Origin of the sequence: Micromonospora sp. NPDC000089 (assembly GCF_042899365.1) — a bacterium.
Classification (GTDB): domain Bacteria; phylum Actinomycetota; class Actinomycetes; order Mycobacteriales; family Micromonosporaceae; genus Micromonospora.
Genome location: NZ_JBIAZT010000003.1, coordinates 537385 through 554548, shown reverse-complemented (window position 1 = coordinate 554548; position 17164 = coordinate 537385). Strand labels below are relative to the sequence as shown.

At 74.2% G+C, this 17164-nt stretch carries 16 protein-coding genes; 9 read left to right on the top strand and 7 right to left on the bottom strand.

Annotated elements, in window-relative coordinates; genetic code table 11:
• The first annotated feature begins 36 nt into the window (after positions 1-36).
• From ACFY3U_RS09260 to ACFY3U_RS09240, 5 genes are all read left to right on the top strand, one after another.
• Positions 37-1050 carry a Ku protein gene (locus ACFY3U_RS09260; RefSeq protein WP_387197431.1) on the top strand — a complete coding sequence of 338 codons (1014 nt, stop codon included), beginning with the start codon at positions 37-39 and terminating at the stop codon, positions 1048-1050.
• A gap of 639 nt (positions 1051-1689) precedes the next feature.
• A complete protein-coding gene (locus ACFY3U_RS09255) occupies positions 1690-2331 on the top strand; it encodes an FKBP-type peptidyl-prolyl cis-trans isomerase (protein ID WP_387197428.1) in 642 nt (213 codons plus the stop codon).
• Positions 2332-2470: 139 nt separating this feature from the next.
• Positions 2471-3295 (top strand): hypothetical protein, encoded by an 825-nt coding sequence (locus tag ACFY3U_RS09250; protein ID WP_387197680.1) that lies wholly within the window; start codon positions 2471-2473, stop codon positions 3293-3295.
• 83 nt (positions 3296-3378) lie between these two features.
• The gene (locus ACFY3U_RS09245) at positions 3379-4035 is read left to right on the top strand and encodes an HAD family hydrolase (protein ID WP_387197425.1); all 657 of its coding nucleotides are present in this window, start codon (positions 3379-3381) and stop codon (positions 4033-4035) included.
• A 100-nt stretch (positions 4036-4135) separates the two neighbouring features.
• On the top strand, positions 4136-5149 hold the full coding sequence (locus ACFY3U_RS09240; protein WP_387197422.1) for an NADPH:quinone reductase: 1014 nt from the start codon (positions 4136-4138) through the stop codon (positions 5147-5149).
• Between the two features lie 185 nt (positions 5150-5334).
• On the opposite strand, the gene ACFY3U_RS09235 is transcribed toward ACFY3U_RS09240, so the two are convergent.
• Positions 5335-6969 carry a fatty acid--CoA ligase gene (locus ACFY3U_RS09235; RefSeq protein ID WP_387197676.1) on the bottom strand — a complete coding sequence of 545 codons (1635 nt, stop codon included), beginning with the start codon at positions 6967-6969 and terminating at the stop codon, positions 5335-5337.
• 99 nt (positions 6970-7068) lie between these two features.
• Between ACFY3U_RS09235 and ACFY3U_RS09230 the strand changes: the two genes are divergently transcribed.
• Positions 7069-7560: an NUDIX domain-containing protein gene (locus tag ACFY3U_RS09230; protein ID WP_387197420.1), complete on the top strand. Its 492-nt coding sequence runs from the start codon at positions 7069-7071 to the stop codon at positions 7558-7560.
• A 137-nt stretch (positions 7561-7697) separates the two neighbouring features.
• Here ACFY3U_RS09230 and ACFY3U_RS09225 read toward each other — a convergent pair whose 3' ends face one another.
• Positions 7698-8579: a DMT family transporter gene (locus tag ACFY3U_RS09225; protein ID WP_387197417.1), complete on the bottom strand. Its 882-nt coding sequence runs from the start codon at positions 8577-8579 to the stop codon at positions 7698-7700.
• A gap of 69 nt (positions 8580-8648) precedes the next feature.
• On the opposite strand from ACFY3U_RS09225, the gene ACFY3U_RS09220 reads away from it, so the two are divergent.
• Entirely contained in the window at positions 8649-9545 is an 897-nt protein-coding gene (locus tag ACFY3U_RS09220) for a LysR family transcriptional regulator (RefSeq protein WP_387197414.1), read from the top strand.
• Between the two features lie 7 nt (positions 9546-9552).
• Here ACFY3U_RS09220 and ACFY3U_RS09215 read toward each other — a convergent pair whose 3' ends face one another.
• Positions 9553-11232: an MDR family MFS transporter gene (locus tag ACFY3U_RS09215; RefSeq protein ID WP_387197411.1), complete on the bottom strand. Its 1680-nt coding sequence runs from the start codon at positions 11230-11232 to the stop codon at positions 9553-9555.
• A 139-nt stretch (positions 11233-11371) separates the two neighbouring features.
• Positions 11372-11911 (bottom strand): type 1 glutamine amidotransferase domain-containing protein, encoded by a 540-nt coding sequence (locus ACFY3U_RS09210; protein ID WP_387197409.1) that lies wholly within the window; start codon positions 11909-11911, stop codon positions 11372-11374.
• Positions 11912-12062: 151 nt separating this feature from the next.
• Between ACFY3U_RS09210 and rfaE2 the strand changes: the two genes are divergently transcribed.
• Both rfaE2 and ACFY3U_RS09200 read left to right on the top strand, forming a co-directional pair.
• Positions 12063-13916 (top strand): D-glycero-beta-D-manno-heptose 1-phosphate adenylyltransferase, encoded by a 1854-nt coding sequence (rfaE2, locus tag ACFY3U_RS09205; protein WP_387197406.1) that lies wholly within the window; start codon positions 12063-12065, stop codon positions 13914-13916.
• Positions 13913-14791, top strand: coding sequence for a glycosyltransferase family 2 protein (locus ACFY3U_RS09200; RefSeq protein WP_387197403.1), 879 nt, complete (start codon positions 13913-13915; stop codon positions 14789-14791). The genes rfaE2 and ACFY3U_RS09200 overlap by 4 nt, the downstream gene beginning before the upstream one ends.
• 41 nt (positions 14792-14832) lie before the next feature.
• Here the strand turns inward: ACFY3U_RS09200 and ACFY3U_RS09195 are convergent, their stop codons facing one another.
• From ACFY3U_RS09195 to ACFY3U_RS09185, 3 genes are read right to left on the bottom strand one after another with little or no spacing between them, the layout of a single operon-like run.
• The gene (locus ACFY3U_RS09195; protein ID WP_387197401.1) at positions 14833-15957 is read right to left on the bottom strand and encodes a glycosyltransferase family 9 protein; all 1125 of its coding nucleotides are present in this window, start codon (positions 15955-15957) and stop codon (positions 14833-14835) included.
• A gap of 8 nt (positions 15958-15965) precedes the next feature.
• A complete protein-coding gene (locus ACFY3U_RS09190) occupies positions 15966-16529 on the bottom strand; it encodes an Hsp20/alpha crystallin family protein (RefSeq protein WP_387197399.1) in 564 nt (187 codons plus the stop codon).
• Complete coding sequence (locus ACFY3U_RS09185) at positions 16526-17032, bottom strand: DUF2231 domain-containing protein (RefSeq protein ID WP_387197396.1); 507 nt, start codon at positions 17030-17032, stop codon at positions 16526-16528. Before ACFY3U_RS09185 ends, ACFY3U_RS09190 begins: the two co-directional genes overlap by 4 nt.
• Positions 17033-17164 lie beyond the last annotated feature (132 nt).

Genomic DNA, 17164 nt, shown 5'->3' with positions numbered 1-17164 from the left:
TTGCGATCCTGGGTAAACCGGGGAGAGGAGCGCAGGATGCGTGCCATCTGGAAGGGAGCGGTGTCGTTCGGGCTGGTCTCGATCGGGGTCAAGCTCTATTCGGCCACCGAGGAGAAGGACATCCGCTTCCACCAGGTCCACCGGGAGGACGGCGGCCGGATCCGCTACAAGCGCACCTGCTCGGTCTGCGGCGAGGAGGTCACCTACGACGACATCGCCAAGGGGTACGACCTGGGCGGCGGCGAGATGGTCATCCTCACCGACGAGGACTTCGCCGAGCTGCCGCTGACCAGCTCGCGGGCGATCGACGTGCTGGAGTTCGTGCCGGCCGACCAGGTCGACCCGATCCTCTACAACAAGGCGTACTTCCTTGAGCCCGAGGGCACCGCGACCAAGCCGTACGTGCTGCTGCGCGACGCGCTGACCGACTCGGAGCGGGTGGCCATCGTGAAGGTGGCGCTGCGCCAGCGTGAGCAGCTGGCCACCCTGCGGGTGCGCGACGGCGTGCTGCTGCTCAACACCATGCTCTGGCCGGACGAGGTGCGTACCCCCGACTTCGGCTTCCTGGACGAGGACCTGAAGGTCCGCCCGCCGGAGCTGGCGATGGCCAGCTCGCTGATCGACTCGATGGCCGGCGAGTTCGAGCCGGACGCCTTCACCGACGACTACCGGGCGGCGCTGCAGGAGGTCATCGACGCCAAGGTCGAGGGCCGTGAGGTGGTGCAGCCGGAGGAGGAAGAGGCCGCGCCGGCCGCCGCGGTGGACCTGATGGCCGCGCTGAAGGCGTCGGTGGAGCGGGCCAAGGCGGCCCGGGGCGAGCAGCCGTCGGGCGGGGCCGGCGAGCCGACGCCGATCTCCTCGGCCCGCTCGGCGCAGAAGGCGGCGAAGAAGACCGCTCCGGCTCGGAAGACCGCGGAGAAGAAGGCAACCGCGAAGAAGGCGGAGCCGGCGAAGAAGACCGCCGCCAAGAAGACCGCCGAGAAGAAGGCGACCAAGGCGCCGGCGAAGAAGGCGGCCGAGAAGAAGGCCGCACCCCGCAAGTCCGCCTGACCGCCTGACCGCCTGACCGCCTGACCGCCCACGCCCTGCAGGTACCCGGCCGTCCGCGAGCCACTCGCCATCACGCCCCTCACTGGTGGCCGATCATCGTCACTGGGCGTGGCGGCGTAGGGGGATCGCGCTTCCGTCACAGAGCGCAGCGCCTCCCGGCCCACCGGGCGAGCGGCCCCCGGCCCCTTTGCTCTGCTGCCATCAACGCAACTGCGCCTTGAGCAGGTAGAACGCCGCATGCCTGGGGCTCACATGGAATGGCGGATGGTCACCCTACGTGCCTGTCGCCTCGGTGGCAGCAGAGCAAAGCGTGTGGGGTGGGGTGGGAGGGGGTCGGGCTGGGGTGGCGGAGGGTGATCGAGCGGTCGGCGGGTGGCGGCGGCCCGGCCGGGATCCGCGCGCCGATCCCCGTTCGCCGGGGCGCGGCGGGAGCGCGATGGCGCGGTGCGGGCGCGGCGAGGGCGCGGTGCGGGCGCGGCGAGGGCGCGGCCGAGGGGCGGCGCGGGGGCGGCGCGGGCGCGGCGGGTGGGCCACGGGTGGGCGACGGGTGGGCCACGGCATCGACCCGGGTACCGTGTGCGCTGGCCACGGCACCGGGTCGCCGGGCCAGTCACCCACACTCAGCAGGGAGTCGAGGACGTGAGCGAGCGTAGCGAGAACCGGTCGGCGGGCCAGGGCCCGGAGACGAAGGCGCAACGACGGCTGGCCGCCCAGCTCGCCGCGCAGAAGGCTGCCGAGGCGCGCAAGCGCCGGCAGGCCTGGCTCGGCGCGCTCGCCGGCGTCGCGGTCATCGCCGTGATCGTCGGGGTCTTCGTGGTCACCCGCGGCGGCGACGACCCGGCCCCGCAGCCCGCCGCCGCGCCGGCCGGCTGCCCCGGCGGCTTCCCGAAGCTGCCCGAGGGCGCCGACCAGGCGCTGTGCACCAAGCCGGCCGCCCCCAAGGGCGAGGGCGAGCTCTCCGGCCTGAAGGCCACCCCGCTGATCCGGGGCAACGGCCCGGCCGCCCAGGCCGGCCAGCAGATCACCGTCAACTACGTCGGCGTGTCCTACAAGACGGGCGAGGAGTTCGACGCCTCCTGGAAGCGGAAGGAGCCGTTCTCCTTCGCGCTCGGCCAGGGCAACGTGATCCCGGGCTGGGACGAGGGCATGCAGGGCCAGACCGTCGGCAGCCGGGTGCAGCTCGACATCCCGGCCGCCCTCGCGTACGGCGACAAGCCGCAGCGTCCCGGCGCGCCCGCCGGCCCGCTGCGGTTCATCGTCGACGTGCTGGCCGTGCAGTAGCCCACAGGGGTCTTCCGGCCGGTCACCTACAGCCAGTAGGTTCGGGGTCACCGTGGGCGCTTCCGTGCCCCGGTGACCCCTTTCGTCTCCGGAGGTGGCCGTGCCGGCGCTGGACGACCCCGGGCGCACCGCCCGGCTGATGTGGACGCACTTCGAGCCGCTGCACGCCGTGACCTACTTCCACCCCCGCTGCCGGGCCGCGTTCGAGGCGGTCGGGCTGCGCGGCTACTGGCGGGGCTACTTCGCCGGCCGGTCCGCCCCGCTGGGCGCGGTCGACGCCGCGCCGGTGACCGCCGCGTTCTTCAGCTTCGCCCCGCCGATGGTGACCCGCGCGCTGCCGGCCGTGTGGCGGCTGGCCACCCCGCAGGAGGCGCTGCGGGCCCGGCTCACCGGCGCGGTGCAGGCCCTCGCCGAGCTGACCTACGAGCTGCCCGAGGCGCACCTGGTCGAGGCGGCCGATCTGCTGGAAGAGGCCGCGGCGGCGGTGCAGACCGGCGGCCGGGTGCTGGGTGCGGCGAACGCCGCGCTGCCCCGGGGCGAGTATCCGCTGGCCCGGCTCTGGCAGGCCGCCACCACGCTGCGCGAGACCCGCGGTGACGGGCACGTCGCCGCGCTGGTCGCCGCCGACCTCGACCCGGTGGAGACACTGGCCTGGCGGGTCGCCGTGGACACCCACCCGAAGAACCTGCTCGGCCGGGGCTGGTCCGAGCAGCAGTGGGCGGACGCCCGCGGCCGGTTGGCCGAGCGCGGCTGGCTGACCGGGGACGGCGAGCCGACCGAGGCGGGCCGGGCCGGCTTCCGCACGGTCGAGGACGCCACCGACCTGGCCGCCGCCCGACCGTGGCGGGCGCTCGGGCCGGAGCGCACCGAGCGGCTGCGCGAGCTGCTGGACCCGATCGCCCGCGCCTGCCACACGGTGATCCCCGCCGACAGCCCGATCGGCCTGCCCGCCCTGCAGAGCTGATCCGGGCCGGCCCTGCAGGGGCTGAGCCGCCTGTGCCTGCCGCCGGCCGGCCTCCCGTGCGGCGGTCGGGCAGGATGGGCGGCATGGCGTTGGATGCGGTGATCTTCGACCTGGACGGCGTGATCGTGGACTCGGAGCCGGTCTGGGAGCAGGTCCGGCGGGCGTACGTGGCCGCGCACGGCGGCACCTGGCAGCCGGACACCCAGCGTCGGCTGATGGGGATGAGCACCGGGGAGTGGGCCGCGTACCTCAGCGGTGAACTGGGCGTCGACCGGAGCGCCGAGCAGGTCGCCACCGAGGTGGTCGAGGAGATGACCCGGCGGTACGCGGAACACGTACCGCTGATCGACGACGCCGACCGGGTGGTGCGCGGGCTGGCCGCGCGGTGGCCGCTGGGTCTGGCCAGCTCGTCGCCCACCCGGCTGATCGCGGCGGCGCTGACCGCCACCGGCCTGACCGACGCGTTCGGGGCGACCCTGTCGACCGAGGAGACCCCGCGCGGCAAGCCGGCGCCGGACGTCTACCTGACCGTCGCCCGGCGGCTGGAGGTCGACCCGGCCCAATGCGTGGCGGTGGAGGACTCCTCCAACGGGGTGCGCTCGGCGGCCGCCGCCGGCATGCGGGTGGTGGCGGTGCCGCACGGGGCGTACCCGCTGGACGAGGACGCGGCGGCGCTCGCCGCCGTGGTGCTGCCCTCGGTGCACGCGCTGACCGTGGACGTGGTGGAGCGACTCGGCTGACCTGCCGTCCCGCCCGCCCGGCGCCGGTCGAATGATCGGCAGTGGCCCGGGTACGGCGGGTAGGGACGGGCAGCCGGTGTCCGACGTGAAGGAGACGGCGATGCGGACGATCGTGTACGAGCACACCGGCGACCCGTCGGTGCTGCAACTGATGGACCGGCCGGTGCCGGAGCCCCGCCCCGGTGAGGTGCTGGTGCGGCTGGCGGTGTCCGGGGTGAACCCGACCGACTGGAAGGGCCGCCGGTCGTGGCCGCTGCCGGCCGGCTGGCAGACCCCCGGGCAGGACGGCGCCGGGGTGGTCGAGGCGGTCGGCGAGGGCGTCGACCGGGCGATGATCGGCGAGCGGGTGTGGGTCTGGGAGGCGTCCTGGCAGCGCCCCTGGGGGACGGCCGCGGAGTACACCGTGGTGCCGGTCCGGCAGGCGGTGCCGCTCGGCGACGCCTCCTTCGAGCTCGGGGCGTGCCTGGGCATCCCGTTCCTGACCGCGCACCGCTGCCTGACCGCCGGCGAGTACCAGCCGGACGCGCTGCACGCGGGTGCGCTGAGCGACGCCGTGATCCTGGTGCAGGGCGGGGCGGGCGCGGTCGGCAACGCGGCGATCCAGCTGGCCCGCTGGGCGGACGCCTGCGTCATCGCGACGGTGAGCAGCCCGGAGAAGGCGCAGCTCGCCGCGGCGGCCGGTGCCTCCTTCGTGATCAACTACCGCGAGCAGGACGTGGTCGAGGAGGTCCGCAAGGTCGCCCCCGACGGCGTACACACCGTAGTCGAGGTGGCGGTGGCCCGGAACGCGGCGACGGACGCGAAGCTGCTGCGGCCCGGCGGGGCGGTCTGCGCGTACGCCGACGACGGCGGCGAGGAGGCGGCGATCCCGATCCGCCCGTCCATGATGGTCAACGCCCGCTGGCAGTTCGTGCTGGTCTACACCGAGCCGAAGGCGGCCAAGGCGCAGGCCGTGGTGGACGTGGCGGCGGCGGTGGCCCAGGGCGCCGTCCGGGTGGGCGAGGAGGCCGGGCTGCCGCTGCACCGCTATCCGCTGGCGGAGACGGCCGCCGCGCACCAGGCGGTGGAGGACGCCGTGGTGGGAAAGGTGCTGGTCAGCACCGCCGAGGTGTAGATCGCGAGGCGATTTCGCAATCACCCGGACAAACCCGAGCAAGTCTCGCAAGAATCATGGTGCGGGTCGCCCCGCAAAAGGAAGCGGGCGGCCCCGGCGCGGTGCGAACGCCGGGGCCGCCCCTGGGGAGGGATGCCGTCGGAACCTGGGCTCCTACCTCATCGGCGACGGTACGCCGAAAAGTGTTACGGCCCCGCCAGCTCCCGCACCTCCAGGCCGCCGTCGGCGTACCGCGAGCGGACCACCTTCTTGTCGAACTTGCCGACGCTGGTCTTCGGGACCGCGTCGATGATCGCCCAGCGCTCCGGCAGCTGCCAGCGTGCCACCGAGCCGGCCAGGAACTCGCGCAGCTGCTCCACCGTCGTGCCGGCGCCCTCGCGCACCACCACGGTGGCCAGCGGACGCTCACCCCAGCGCTGGTCGGGCACGCCGACCACGCAGGCCTCCTGCACGTCCGGGTGGGCCATCAGGGCGTTCTCCAGCTCCACCGAGGAGATCCACTCGCCGCCGGACTTGATCACGTCCTTGGCGCGGTCGGTGAGGGTGATGTACCCGTCCGCCGACAGCGTGCCGACGTCACCGGTGCGCAGCCAGCCGTCCCGGAACTTCTCCTCGTCCGGATGGTCGTCCCCGACGTACGAGGCGGTCACCCACGGGCCGCGGACCTCCAGCTCACCGACGGCCTCGCCGTCGGCGGGCAGCGGCTCGCCCAGCGGGCCGACGATCCGGGCCTCGACCCCGGCCGGCACCCGACCCTGGGTGTAGCGGTAGCGCCAGGCCTCGTCGCCGGTCGCGCCGGCCGGCGGCCGGGAGACCGAGCCCAGCGGGGAGGTCTCGGTCATCCCCCAGGCGTGGATCACCTCGATGCCGTGCCGCTCGGCGAACGCGTGCATCAGCGCGGGCGGGCAGGCCGACCCGCCGACGATCACCTCGCGCAGCGACGAGGTGTCCGCCTCGTTGGCGTCCAGGTAGGTCAGCAGGTCGGTCCAGATGGTCGGCACCGCGCCGGCCAGCGTGGGCCGCTCGGCGGCGATCATCGCGGCGATCGGGGCGGCCTGGAGGAACCGGTCCGGCATGATCAGCGAGGCGCCGGAGACGAACGCCGCGTACGGCAGCCCCCAGGACATCGCGTGGAACATCGGCACGATGGCCAGCTCCCGGTCGGTCGGCCCGAGGCCGAACGACTCCGGCATGCAGATCTGCAGCGAGTGCAGGTAGATCGAGCGGTGCGAGTAGGCGACGCCCTTGGGATTGCCGGTGGTGCCCGAGGTGTAGCAGAGCGCGGCGGCGTCCCGCTCGTCCACCTCCGGCCAGTCGAAGCTGTCCGGGCGGCCGGCCAGCAGCTCGTCCCAGGCGTGGAAGGTGACCCGGTCACCGGCCACCGCGGCCAGCGGCGCCGGGTCCCCGCCACCGACCACCACCACGTGCCGGACGGTCGTCATCTCGCCGAGCACCTTCGCCAGCAGCGGGATCAGCGTGGAGTCGACCAGCACCACCCGGTCCTGCGCGTGGTTGGCGATGTAGGCGACCTGGTCGGGGAAGAGCCGGATGTTCAACGTGTGCAGCACCGCGCCCATGCTCGGCACCGCGAAGTACGCCACCAGGTGCTCGGTGTTGTTCCACATGAAGGTGGCGACCCGATCGTCGCCGGTCACCCCGCACTCGTCGCGCAGCGCGTGGGCCAGCCGGGCCGCGATCCGACCGACCTCCGCGTACGTCGTCCGGCGCGGCTCAGCGCCGGTCCACGTGACGACCTCGGCGGTGCCGTGCACGCCCGAGCCGTGTTCGAGGATCCGGGAGACCTGGAGGGGGGCGGCCATCATCGTGCTACGCATGGGTAACAAGCTAGTGTCGCCGGTTACACGTTGGGAACCCCCGGAAAGCCGGTCCGTGGCCGGGATGCTGCGTAGATTGTCCGGGTGAGCATCTCCTGGGCAGACTCGTACGTCGGTCAGCTACGGGCCCTGGCCGGCGACCGGACGCTGATGTTCGTCGGCGCACGCGGCGTGATCCGCGACAACGCCGGTCGGGTGCTGCTGATCCAGCGCTCCGACAACGGCCACTGGGCGTTGCCGGCCGGCGCGATGGAGCTGGGCGAGTCGATCGCCGACTGCGCGGTGCGCGAGGTACGCGAGGAGACCGGGCTGCGCGCCCTGCGGGTCAGCGCCTTCGCCCTCTACACCGGCCCGGACCGCACCCACACCAACATGTACGGCCACACGTACCAAATCTTCACCACCGCGTTCCGGGTCGAGGACTGGGACGGCGAACTGCAACGGGTCACCGACGAGACCACCGACGCCGGCTTCTTCGCCCGCGACCGGTTCCCCTCGCCGCTCTCCCCCTCCGTCCCGGAGACCCTCGCCGACCTCGACGTCTTCGAGCAGACCAACCGCCTAATCCTCAAATAGCCCCCGCCCCGCCCCGCCCCGACCCGGCCCGCCCGCCCGGCCCTCCCGACCCGACCCACCGCGTTGATCAAGGAGTTTGGGCGCGGATTCGGCCCTCCGGAGACGCAAACTCCTTGATCAACAAGACCTGGCGGCCTTTACGGGGCGGGAAGGGGGGTGGGGGCCGGGGTTGGCTGGGGCACCGGGGCAGGGCGGGCGCCGGTGCGTTCGGCGCCGATGCCGGCCGCCACCACGAAGGCGATGCCGAGCACCGGCGCGACGCCCGGCACCTGGCCCAGTGCGACCAGGCCGACCAGCAGGGCGATCGCCGGCTCCAGGCTCATCAGGGTGCCGAAGGCGGCGGTGGTGAGCCGGCGCAGGGCGAGCAGCTCCAGCGCAAACGGGACGACCGGCAGCAGCACCGCCAGCCCGAGCCCGACCAGCACCACCCGCCAGGTGAGGTCGGGCAGCACCGCCGGGCCGACCGCGACGGTGGCGACCAGGGCGGCCACCGGCATCGACACCGCCAGGCCGCGCAGCCCGGAGACCTCGTCGCCGACCCGCTGGGTGAGCAGGATGTACGCCGCCCAGCACGCCCCCGCGGCCAGCGCGAAGCCCACGCCGAGCGGGTCGGCCCCGCCCCGCCACGGCTCGGTGAGCAGCAGCACCCCGACCCCGGCCAGCACCGCCCAGACCCGGGACTCCCGCCGGCCGCGCGCCACCGCGACCCCGAGCGGGCCGAGGAACTCCAGCGCGCTCGCCGTGCCCAGCGGCAGCCGGGCCACCGCCGCCATGAAGAGCAGGGTGATGCCCGCGGTCACCACGCCGAGCGCCAGGCAGGCCCGCAGGGCTGAGCGGGTGAACGCGGACGGGCGCGGGCGGACCAGCACCGCCAGCAGCACCCCCGCCCAGGCCAGCCGCAGCCACGCCGCGCCTTCGGGGCCGACGGAGTCGAAGAGCCCGACCGACGCGGCCAGGCCGAGCTGCACGGAGATCATCGCGGCGACCGCCATCGCCGAGCCGGCACGGGTGGGAGTCATGCCGCCCAGTAGAGCCGGTCGGCACCGTTCACGTCCACGTGCCTGTGCTTGACCCACCGTTCGGCGGTGATGAACGATACGAGGATGGACCTGCGTCGGCTGCGGCTGCTGCGTGAGCTGGCCCGGCTCGGCTCGATGCGTGCCGTCGCCAACGAGCTGGGCGTCACCACCTCGACGGTGTCCCAGCAGCTCGGCGTGCTGGCCCGCGAGGTCGGCGCCGAGCTGATCGAGCCGCACGGTCGCCGGGTCCGGCTCACCCCCGCCGGGCGTCGGCTCGCCGGGCACGCGGTGACCATCCTGGCCGCCGTGGACGCCGCCCGCCTCGACCTCGACCCGCGGGCCGAGCCGGCCGGCACGGTACGGGTGGCCGGCTTCGCCACCGCCGTACGCCGGTCGCTGCTGCCGATCACCGCCGACCTCGCGGCCCGCCACCCGCTGGTCCGGCTGCGCATCCACGAACACGAGCCGGCCGAGGCGTACGCGCTGCTCGGGGCGGACGAGATGGACCTCGCGCTGACCTACGACTACCACCTCGCGCCGGCGCCGCCCCGGCCCGACGTCGAGGTGACCCCGCTCTGGTCGGCGCGCTGGAGCCTGGGCGTACCGGCCGACGACCCGCCGGTGGACGGCCCGGCGGCCGAGGTCTTCGGCCACTTCGCGGCGCGGGACTGGATCGTCAACTCCCGCAACACCGCCGACGAGGTGGTGGTGCGGGCCATCGCCTCGATGGCCGGCTTCGAGCCGCGGATCGAGCACCGCGCGGACAGCCTGGAGCTCGTCCAGGACCTGATCGTCGCCGGGCTGGGCGTCGGGCTGCTCCCCGCCGACCAGCCGACCGCGCCCGGCGTACGGCTGCTCCCGCTCGCCGGCCCCGAGGTGCGGCTGCGGTCGTACGCGGTGGTCCGCCGGGGTCGGGCCGGCTGGCCGCCGCTCGCGCTGATCCTCGACCTGCTCGCCGGCGGCTGACCCCCGATCACAGCATGGTCTGCGACTTGGCCTCCATGTCGGCGGCGGCCTCCGCCTTCGACTCCTTCGGCAGCGACTTGCCACCCGGCGCGGGTGCCTCGCCGCCGAGCGGGTCGGCCCCGCCGGTGGCGCCGGCCGGGCCGGCGCCGCGCAGTCGCGCGTCGGGCATCGCCAGGGTGACCAGCACGGCCAGGATGGCCACCAGCCCGGTGGTCAGGAAGACCAGGTGCAGCGACTCGACGAAGGACGCCTGGATGGCGGCGCGCACCGGCCCGGGCAGGGCCAGGATGGTGGCCGGGTCGTTGATCGAGATGTTCGCGGCGCCGCCACGGGCCGCCACCGCCGCTCGCTGGTCCGGCGGCAGCTGGGCGATGGCGCCCGGCAGCCGGTCGGCCAGCTGGCCGACGAGCTGGGTGGAGAGCACCGCGCCGAGGATGGCCACCCCGAACGAGCCGCCCAGCGACCGGAAGAACGTCGCCGACGAGGTGCCCGCGCCCAGGTCCCGGACGTTCACCGCGTTCTGCACGGCGAGGATCAGCGACTGCATGCACAGGCCCAGCCCGACGCCGATCACCACCATGTAGCCGAACGCCGCCCAGAGCGAGGTGTCCACCTGGAGCCGGGTAAACAGCAGCATGCCGGCGACCAGCACCGCCGAGCCGGCCACCGGGAACCACTTGTACCGGCCGATCCGGCTCATCGCCCGGCCGGTGAGGATCGAGGTGACGATGATGCCGGCCATCATCGGCAGCATCAGCAGACCGCTGCGGGTCGGCGAGGCGCCCTTGACGATCTGCAGGTACAGCGGGATGAAGATGATCGACCCGAACATCACCAGACCGAGCACGAAGCCGGCCGAGTTGGCCAGCGCGAACGTCCGGCTGCGGAACAGCCGCAGCGGCAGGATCGGCTCCGCCACCCGGGACTCCTGCAGCAGGAACAGCCCGCCGAGCACCGCGCCGGCCACGAACAGCCCGATGATCACGCCGGAACCCCAGGCGTACGAGTTGCCGCCCCAGCTCAGCGCCAGCAGCAGCGCGCTGACCCCGGCCACCAGCAGCGCCGCGCCCAGCCAGTCGATCGAGTGCTCCCGGCGCTGGAACGGGATCAGCCGCATCACGTGGTAGCAGACCACGATCGCCAGGATCGCCAACGGCACGTTGATGTAGAAGATCCACCGCCAGTTGGTCTCGGCGAAGTAGCCGCCGACCAGCGGCCCGGCCACCGACGACAACCCGAACACCGCGCCGAAGAGCCCCTGGTAGCGGCCGCGCTCCCGGGGCGAGACCACGTCCGAGATGATGGTGAACGCCAGCGTCATCAGGCCGCCCGCGCCGAGACCCTGGATGCCCCGGGTGACGATCAGCTGGGTCATGTCCTGCGACAGCCCGGCCAGCAGCGAGCCGAGCAGGAAAGCGCCGATCGAGAAGAGGAAGACCGGGCGGCGGCCGTACAGGTCGGCCATCTTGCCGTACAGCGGGGTGGAGGCGGTGGACGCGAGGAGGTACGCGGTCACCACCCACGAGTAGTGGTCGATCCCGCCCAGCTCGCCGACGATGGTCGGCAACGCCGTACCGACGATGGTCTGGTCGAGCGCGGCCAGCAGCATGCCGGTCATCAGACCGAACATCAGCAACCGGATCTGGCGGGAATTGAGCAGCGGAGGACTTTCGGCTCGCGTGGTCACCCCGCGTTGTTTCCCGCACCCCCCCGAACATGCCTCCCCACCCGAAAAATCCCCCGCCCATCCCGGTTGATCATGAGGTTGACGGGGATGTCGATCTCCATTACCGCCGTCAAACTCATGATCAACGGAATCGGCGGGGTCAGGCGAACTGGTCGACGATGCGGGTGCAGAAGGCGGGGATGTCGTCGGGGTTGCGGCTGCTGGTCAGGTTGCCGTCCGTGACGACCTGCTCGTCGACCCAGGTGGCGCCGGCGTTCGTCAGGTCGGTGCGGAGGCTGGGCCAGCTGGTGATGCGGCGGCCCCTGACCACGTCCGCCTCGATCAGCGTCCACGGGCCGTGGCAGATCACGCCGACCGGCTTGCCGGCGTCGAAGAACGCCTTGACGAAGGCGACCGCGTCCGGGTCCGTACGCAGGAAGTCCGGGTTCGCCACGCCGCCCGGCAGCACCAGCGCGTCGTAGCCGCCGGCGTCCGCGTCGGCCGCGGTGACGTCCACGTCGTACGTCTTGCCCTGGTCCAGGTGGTTGAACGCCTGGATCGAACCGGACTTGAGCGAGACCAGCTCGGCGGTGCCGCCGGCCTGCTCGACCGCCTCGCGCGGCTTGACGTACTCCACCTCTTCCACCCCGTCGGTGGCGAGGAAGGCGATCCGCTTGCCCTGCAGAGTGTTCGATGCCATGTCCTGTTTTCTCCTCTCCGGTTACCTCTTGTCCCTGCCCGCTGTCCCCGCCGCGAAACCCACCGCGACGCGCCGGACCGACGCGCCGGGGCGAGGTCGCGACGCGCCAGGGCGATGTTTCGACGGCAGGAGCGCGGGGACCCGGGAGGGCATGGCAGGAGCAGCAGCGGAACAGCGCCCGCTCGCCACCGTCGTGGAGAGCTGGCAGCGGCGACCGGTCCTGGTCGTCGGCGACGCCATGCTCGACGAGTGGCGGTTCGCCGACTCCGAACGGCTCTGCCGGGAGGCGCCCGCGCCCGTCCTCACCCTGCGCCGGCGCATCTCCGCGGCCGGCGGCGCCGCCAACACGGCGGTCAACATCGCCGCCCTCGGCGGCCGGGCGCTGCTGGTCGCCCCGGTCGGCGCGGACGTGGCCGGCGACGAGCTGCACGACTGCCTGGACCGGGCCGGCGTGTGGGACCGGACGGTCAACCAGGCGCACCGGCCGACGCCGGTGAAGCGGCGGATGCTGGCCGGGAACCAGATCCTGCTCCGGGAGGACTCCGGCGACCCGGACGAGCCGCTCGACCCGGACGGGGTGGGGGGCCTGCTCACCGCGCTGGACTGCGCCACCGAGGAGCTCAAGGCGGCCGCCGGCGGCGCCGACCCGACGCTGGTGGTCTGCGACTACGGCCTGGGCGCGCTGCCCGCCGCGGTGCGCGCCTGGCTGGTGATCAACCGGGAGCGGTTCGCCACCGTCGCGCTGGACGCCCACGACCTGGCCGACTGGCGAGGCCTGAACCCAACCGTGGTGACCCCGAGCTTCGCCGAGGCGACCCGGCTGCTGGCCCGGGCCGCCGCCGGCTTCGGCGCCCCGCCCGCGCCCGCCGGCCACGGCGCCGACCTGCACCTGGACCACCCGACCGGCGACCCCGAGGACGGCCCGTCCGAGCTGACCGTCGGCGCCGCTCCCGGCCGCGCCCACGAGGCCGTCGCCGCCGCCCGGGACGCTCACGGGACGACCGCCGCCGCCATGGCCGCCGGGCTTCCCCGCGGGACCGGGCCGACCGGGGAGCCCACGCCCGGCGAGGGACGGGTCGCGCTCACCGGAGACGGGCTGAGCGTCACCGGCACCGGCCTGACCGTGGCGGCCACCGGCGGCGGGGAGGTCGACCGGGCCGTGCTGGCGCAATCGCGGCTGGCCGAGCTGCGCGCGCACACCGGCGCCGACGTGGTCGCGGTGACCCTGGACACCGACGGCGCGGTGGTCGGCGGGGCGGACGGCGAGCCCCGGCGCAGCCACAGCACCCCCGTCCCGGCCAGCCACACGGTGGGCGCCGGAGACGCGTACCTGGCGGCGATGACGCTCGCGCTGGCCGCCGCGGCGCCGCTGCCCACCGCCGCCCAGCTGGCCCAGCTCGCCGCCACCATCACCGTCTCCGACACCGGCACCTGCGTATGCCGGCGAGAGGACCTGCTGGACGCGCTGGACGAGCGACCCGAGGGCGGCACCGCCCACCCGACCCTGGTCGGCGCGCGCGAGCTGGACAGCATCGTGGCCGCGCACCGGCGCGCCGGCCGGTCGATCGTGTTCACCAACGGCTGCTTCGACGTGCTGCACCCCGGGCACGTGCGCTACCTCGAACAGGCCCGGGCCCTCGGCGACCTGCTGGTGGTGGCGGTCAACTCGGACGGCAGCGTGCGCCGGCTCAAGGGCCCCGACCGGCCGGTCAACCCGGTCGAGGACCGGGTCACCCTGCTCGCGGCCATGGCCTGCGTGGACCACGTGGTGGTCTTCGAGGAGGACTCACCGGCCGGCCTGATCGAGACCGTCCGCCCCGACGTTTACGTCAAGGGTGGCGACTACCCGCCGGAGATGGTCCCCGAGGCGCCGCTGGTGCGCCGCCTCGGTGGCCAGGTGCGCACCCTCGGGTACGTGCCGGACCGGTCCACCTCCGCCATCATCGAGCGGATCCGCGCCCAGGCGCACCAGCCCGCTACGCCACAACTGGGAAGGCCCACGTGAACCGTCCGCTCGACCTCGGCACGCCCGGGGAGTTCCGCCTGCCACGCCAGCTCGACGTGCTGATCCCGACCCGCAACCGGCCCACCGAGCTGGCGGTCACCCTGTCCGGGCTGGCCGCCCAGGCGGACGTGCCCGGCTTCGGGGTGGTGGTCAGCGACCAGTCCGACGGCGACCCGGCGTACGCCCACCCGGCCGTGGCCACCATGGCGCGCGCGCTGCGCCACCAGGGGCACCCGGTGCTGCTCACCCGGCGGCTGCCCCGGCGCGGGCTGGCCGAGCACCGGGCGTACCTGCTGGACCAGTCCGTCGCCCGCTACGTGCTCTGCCTGGACGACGACGTCTGGCTGGAGCCGGGCGCGCTGTCCCGGCTGGTCACCGCGATCGGCGAGCTGGGCTGCGGCTTCGTCGGCAACGCGGTGCACGGCCTGTCGTACGCGGACGACGTCCGCCCGGAGACGCACGGGCACTACGAGGAGTGGGACGGCCCACCGGTGCCGGAGCGGGTCCGGCCGGACACCCCGCAGTGGCACCGGGCGTCCATCCACCCGGCGGCGAACCTGCTGCACGTGACGCAGAAGCTGAATCTCCCGCCGGGCGCCTGGCGGGCGTACAAGGTCTCCTGGATCGGCGGCTGCGTGCTCTACGACCGGGCCGCCCTGGTCGACTCGGGCGGCTTCGACTTCTGGCGCCGGCTGGACGAGAAGCACCAGGGCGAGGACGTCGCGGCCCAGTTGTCGGTGATGGCGCGGCACGGCGGCGCCGGCGTCCTGCCCAGCGGCGCGTACCACCTGGAGTCCCCGACCACGGTCACCGAGCGGGACGTCGAGGCGTGGGAGGTCGTGCTCGCCGAGACCGACACCCCGCAGCCGGCCTGAGCCCGGGCCGGCCGCTCAGACACCCGCCGCCGGGCGGCGGCTCAGGCTTCCGGGCCGTCCGCGGCGTCGAGCAGGTCTGCGGCGGCCTCCAGCACCTCGACCACCGGCACGTCGGTGACGAACGAGTCCCGGTGCGGGCACTCGCCGTCGCCCGGGCGGTGCGGGTAGATGCTGGTGGTGCAGTCGACGCCGCAGACCGGGCAGCGCGTCGTCCACGAGGTGATCGGCCGGTGCCGGGCCCGCAGCGGGGTGGCCCCGTTGATCAGGTTGCCCAGCCAGTAGACCCCGACCGTGGGGGTGCCCACCGCGCCGGCCAGGTGCAGCGGCCCGGTGTCGTTGGAGACCACCAGCGCACACCCCTGGTACGCCCCGGCCAGCCCGCCGAGGCTGAGCGTGCCGACCTGTGGGCGGACCGGCACACCGGCCGCCGCGACCACTGCGTCCACCACCGCCTGCTCCGTCGGGGTGCCGGTGACCAGCACCTCGTACCCCCGGTCGTGCAGCGCGCGGGCGACCTCGCCGAAGCGTTCGGCGGGCCAGCGGCGGCGGGTGTCGGTGGCGCCCGGGTGCAGCGCGACCCGCGGCCGATCGGGCTCGCCGAGCACCTCCCGCGCCTCGGCCCGGTCCGCGTCGGTGACGGCGAGCGACGGGATGACGGTGACCGCCGGCGCCCCCACCAGCGCCGCCACCTCCAGGTAGCGGATCACCTCGTGCTGGTAGTAGACGTAGCGCATCCAGCGATCCAGCGGCGGCGCGCTCTCGGCGCGCAGCCCGGCGGTGACCCGGGCACCCAGCCGGCTGACGATCGGGTTGGAGTTGCCCCCGCCGCCGTGCACCTGCAACGCCAGGTCGAAGCCCTCCTTCGCGGCCCGCTCCAGGAAGTCGTCCATCGACGACGGCTCCTCGCCCGGGTCGGGGGCCCGGATGCCGGTGGCCGGCGGGATCACCAGCACCCGGTCCACCGGGCCGGGCCGGTCGCGCCAGAACTTGGCGTGCCACGGCGCGCCGAGCAGCACGATCTCCGCCTCCGGGTACGCGGCCCGCAGCGACTCCAGCGCGGGCAGCAGGAAGATGAAGTCGCCGAGCGCGTTGGCCCGCAGCACGGCGATCCGACGGACGTCGGGCACGCGCTCGCCCACCGGGCCGAGCAGGGAGGGAGTGTTCACTCCGAGCCCTACGGCCGGTCGATCTCGTCGACGGTGGTGTCCGGGTGGTGCAGCTCCCGGTCGGCGGCCGGATCGGCCATCCCGCTGGTGTCGACCATGCCCCCGGTCGTACCGCCGACGGCCGGGCCGCCGCGGTAGCCGGTGCGGCCGACGGTGATGGTGCGCGGCGCGGGCCGGGACGCCCGGGGCAGGTGCACCCGGAGCAGCCCGTGGTCCATCACCGCGTCGATCCCGTCCGGGTCCACCCGGGACGGCAGGTCGATCCGGTACTCGAAGCCGCGGGTCTCGAAGCCGCCGGGAATGCCCTGGTCGGCGTTGACCTCAGCCTCGGAGCGGGCGCGGACGCACAGCTCCCGGTCGTCCAGCTCGACGGCGACCTCCTCCGGGGCCACGCCGGGCAGCCGGACGACGACCTCCCAGCCGCCCGCGGTCTCGGTCAGCTCCACGTCCGCCGAGTTGCCCCGCCCACCGCCGACCAGCCGGCTCAGCTCGGCCCGCAGCGCCTGCAGCTCGCCCATCGGGTCCCAGCTCGACTGCCGGCCCCGCCAGCCGCGGCTCTGGTGTTCGGTCATCGCACGTCTCCGATCCGCCGCTCGGCCGTGGCCGGCCGCAGTGAGCTGGGGGCGTCCAGGTTGGCGTCGCGGTCGACGCCGACGCCGAGCCGGTCGACCAGCTCGCCGCCGAGCCAGGCGCTGACGCCGAGGATGGCCAGGCCGACCACCTCGATGGCGATCAGCGAGCCGCCGGCCGCCCGGGAGTCCGCGTTCAGCCGGACCGCCCAGACGGCGGCGAAGAGCAGGATCACCGCGACGTTCGCCGCGGCGTGCAGCAGCGCCACCCGCTTGGCGCGGGTGCCGGCCGGGATGGCGAGCAGGTCGAACGAGCCGGCCGCCGCGGCCAGCAGGCCGCCGACCAGGCCGACGGTGATGTTCCAGTACGCCACCTCGGCGAGGAAGTCGGGCCCGCCGACGGTGTCGACGATGTCGAACAGGGTGGCGGTGACCAGCAGCGCCACCGGGAACATCACCAACATCGGGTGCACGGGATGGCCGAGCACCTTCAGGCGGCTCTCCATGGTGGGCCTCCACTGCTTCACGTCGGGGGGCTGGGTGAGCCCGTACCCGCCCGGTCGACGGGCAAACCCGGGTCGCCGCGCCCGCATAGGCTGTCGGCGGCGGGGCTCGACGCCGAGTGCCCGCCACCGAGA

What these genes read in the sequence shown, in the direction of transcription:
- ACFY3U_RS09260 (WP_387197431.1), top strand. Translation starts at nt 37, where the DNA reads ATGCGTGCCATCTGGAAGGGAGCGGTGTCGTTCGGGCTGGTCTCGATC.
- ACFY3U_RS09250 (WP_387197680.1), top strand. Translation starts at nt 2,471, where the DNA reads ATGTGGACGCACTTCGAGCCGCTGCACGCCGTGACCTACTTCCACCCC.
- ACFY3U_RS09245 (WP_387197425.1), top strand. Translation starts at nt 3,379, where the DNA reads ATGGCGTTGGATGCGGTGATCTTCGACCTGGACGGCGTGATCGTGGAC.
- ACFY3U_RS09240 (WP_387197422.1), top strand. Translation starts at nt 4,136, where the DNA reads ATGCGGACGATCGTGTACGAGCACACCGGCGACCCGTCGGTGCTGCAA.
- ACFY3U_RS09235 (WP_387197676.1), bottom strand. Translation starts at nt 6,969, where the DNA reads ATGGCCGCCCCCCTCCAGGTCTCCCGGATCCTCGAACACGGCTCGGGC.
- ACFY3U_RS09225 (WP_387197417.1), bottom strand. Translation starts at nt 8,579, where the DNA reads ATGACTCCCACCCGTGCCGGCTCGGCGATGGCGGTCGCCGCGATGATC.
- ACFY3U_RS09220 (WP_387197414.1), top strand. Translation starts at nt 8,649, where the DNA reads ATGAACGATACGAGGATGGACCTGCGTCGGCTGCGGCTGCTGCGTGAG.
- ACFY3U_RS09210 (WP_387197409.1), bottom strand. Translation starts at nt 11,911, where the DNA reads ATGGCATCGAACACTCTGCAGGGCAAGCGGATCGCCTTCCTCGCCACC.
- rfaE2 (WP_387197406.1), top strand. Translation starts at nt 12,063, where the DNA reads ATGGCAGGAGCAGCAGCGGAACAGCGCCCGCTCGCCACCGTCGTGGAG.
- ACFY3U_RS09190 (WP_387197399.1), bottom strand. Translation starts at nt 16,529, where the DNA reads ATGACCGAACACCAGAGCCGCGGCTGGCGGGGCCGGCAGTCGAGCTGG.
- ACFY3U_RS09185 (WP_387197396.1), bottom strand. Translation starts at nt 17,032, where the DNA reads ATGGAGAGCCGCCTGAAGGTGCTCGGCCATCCCGTGCACCCGATGTTG.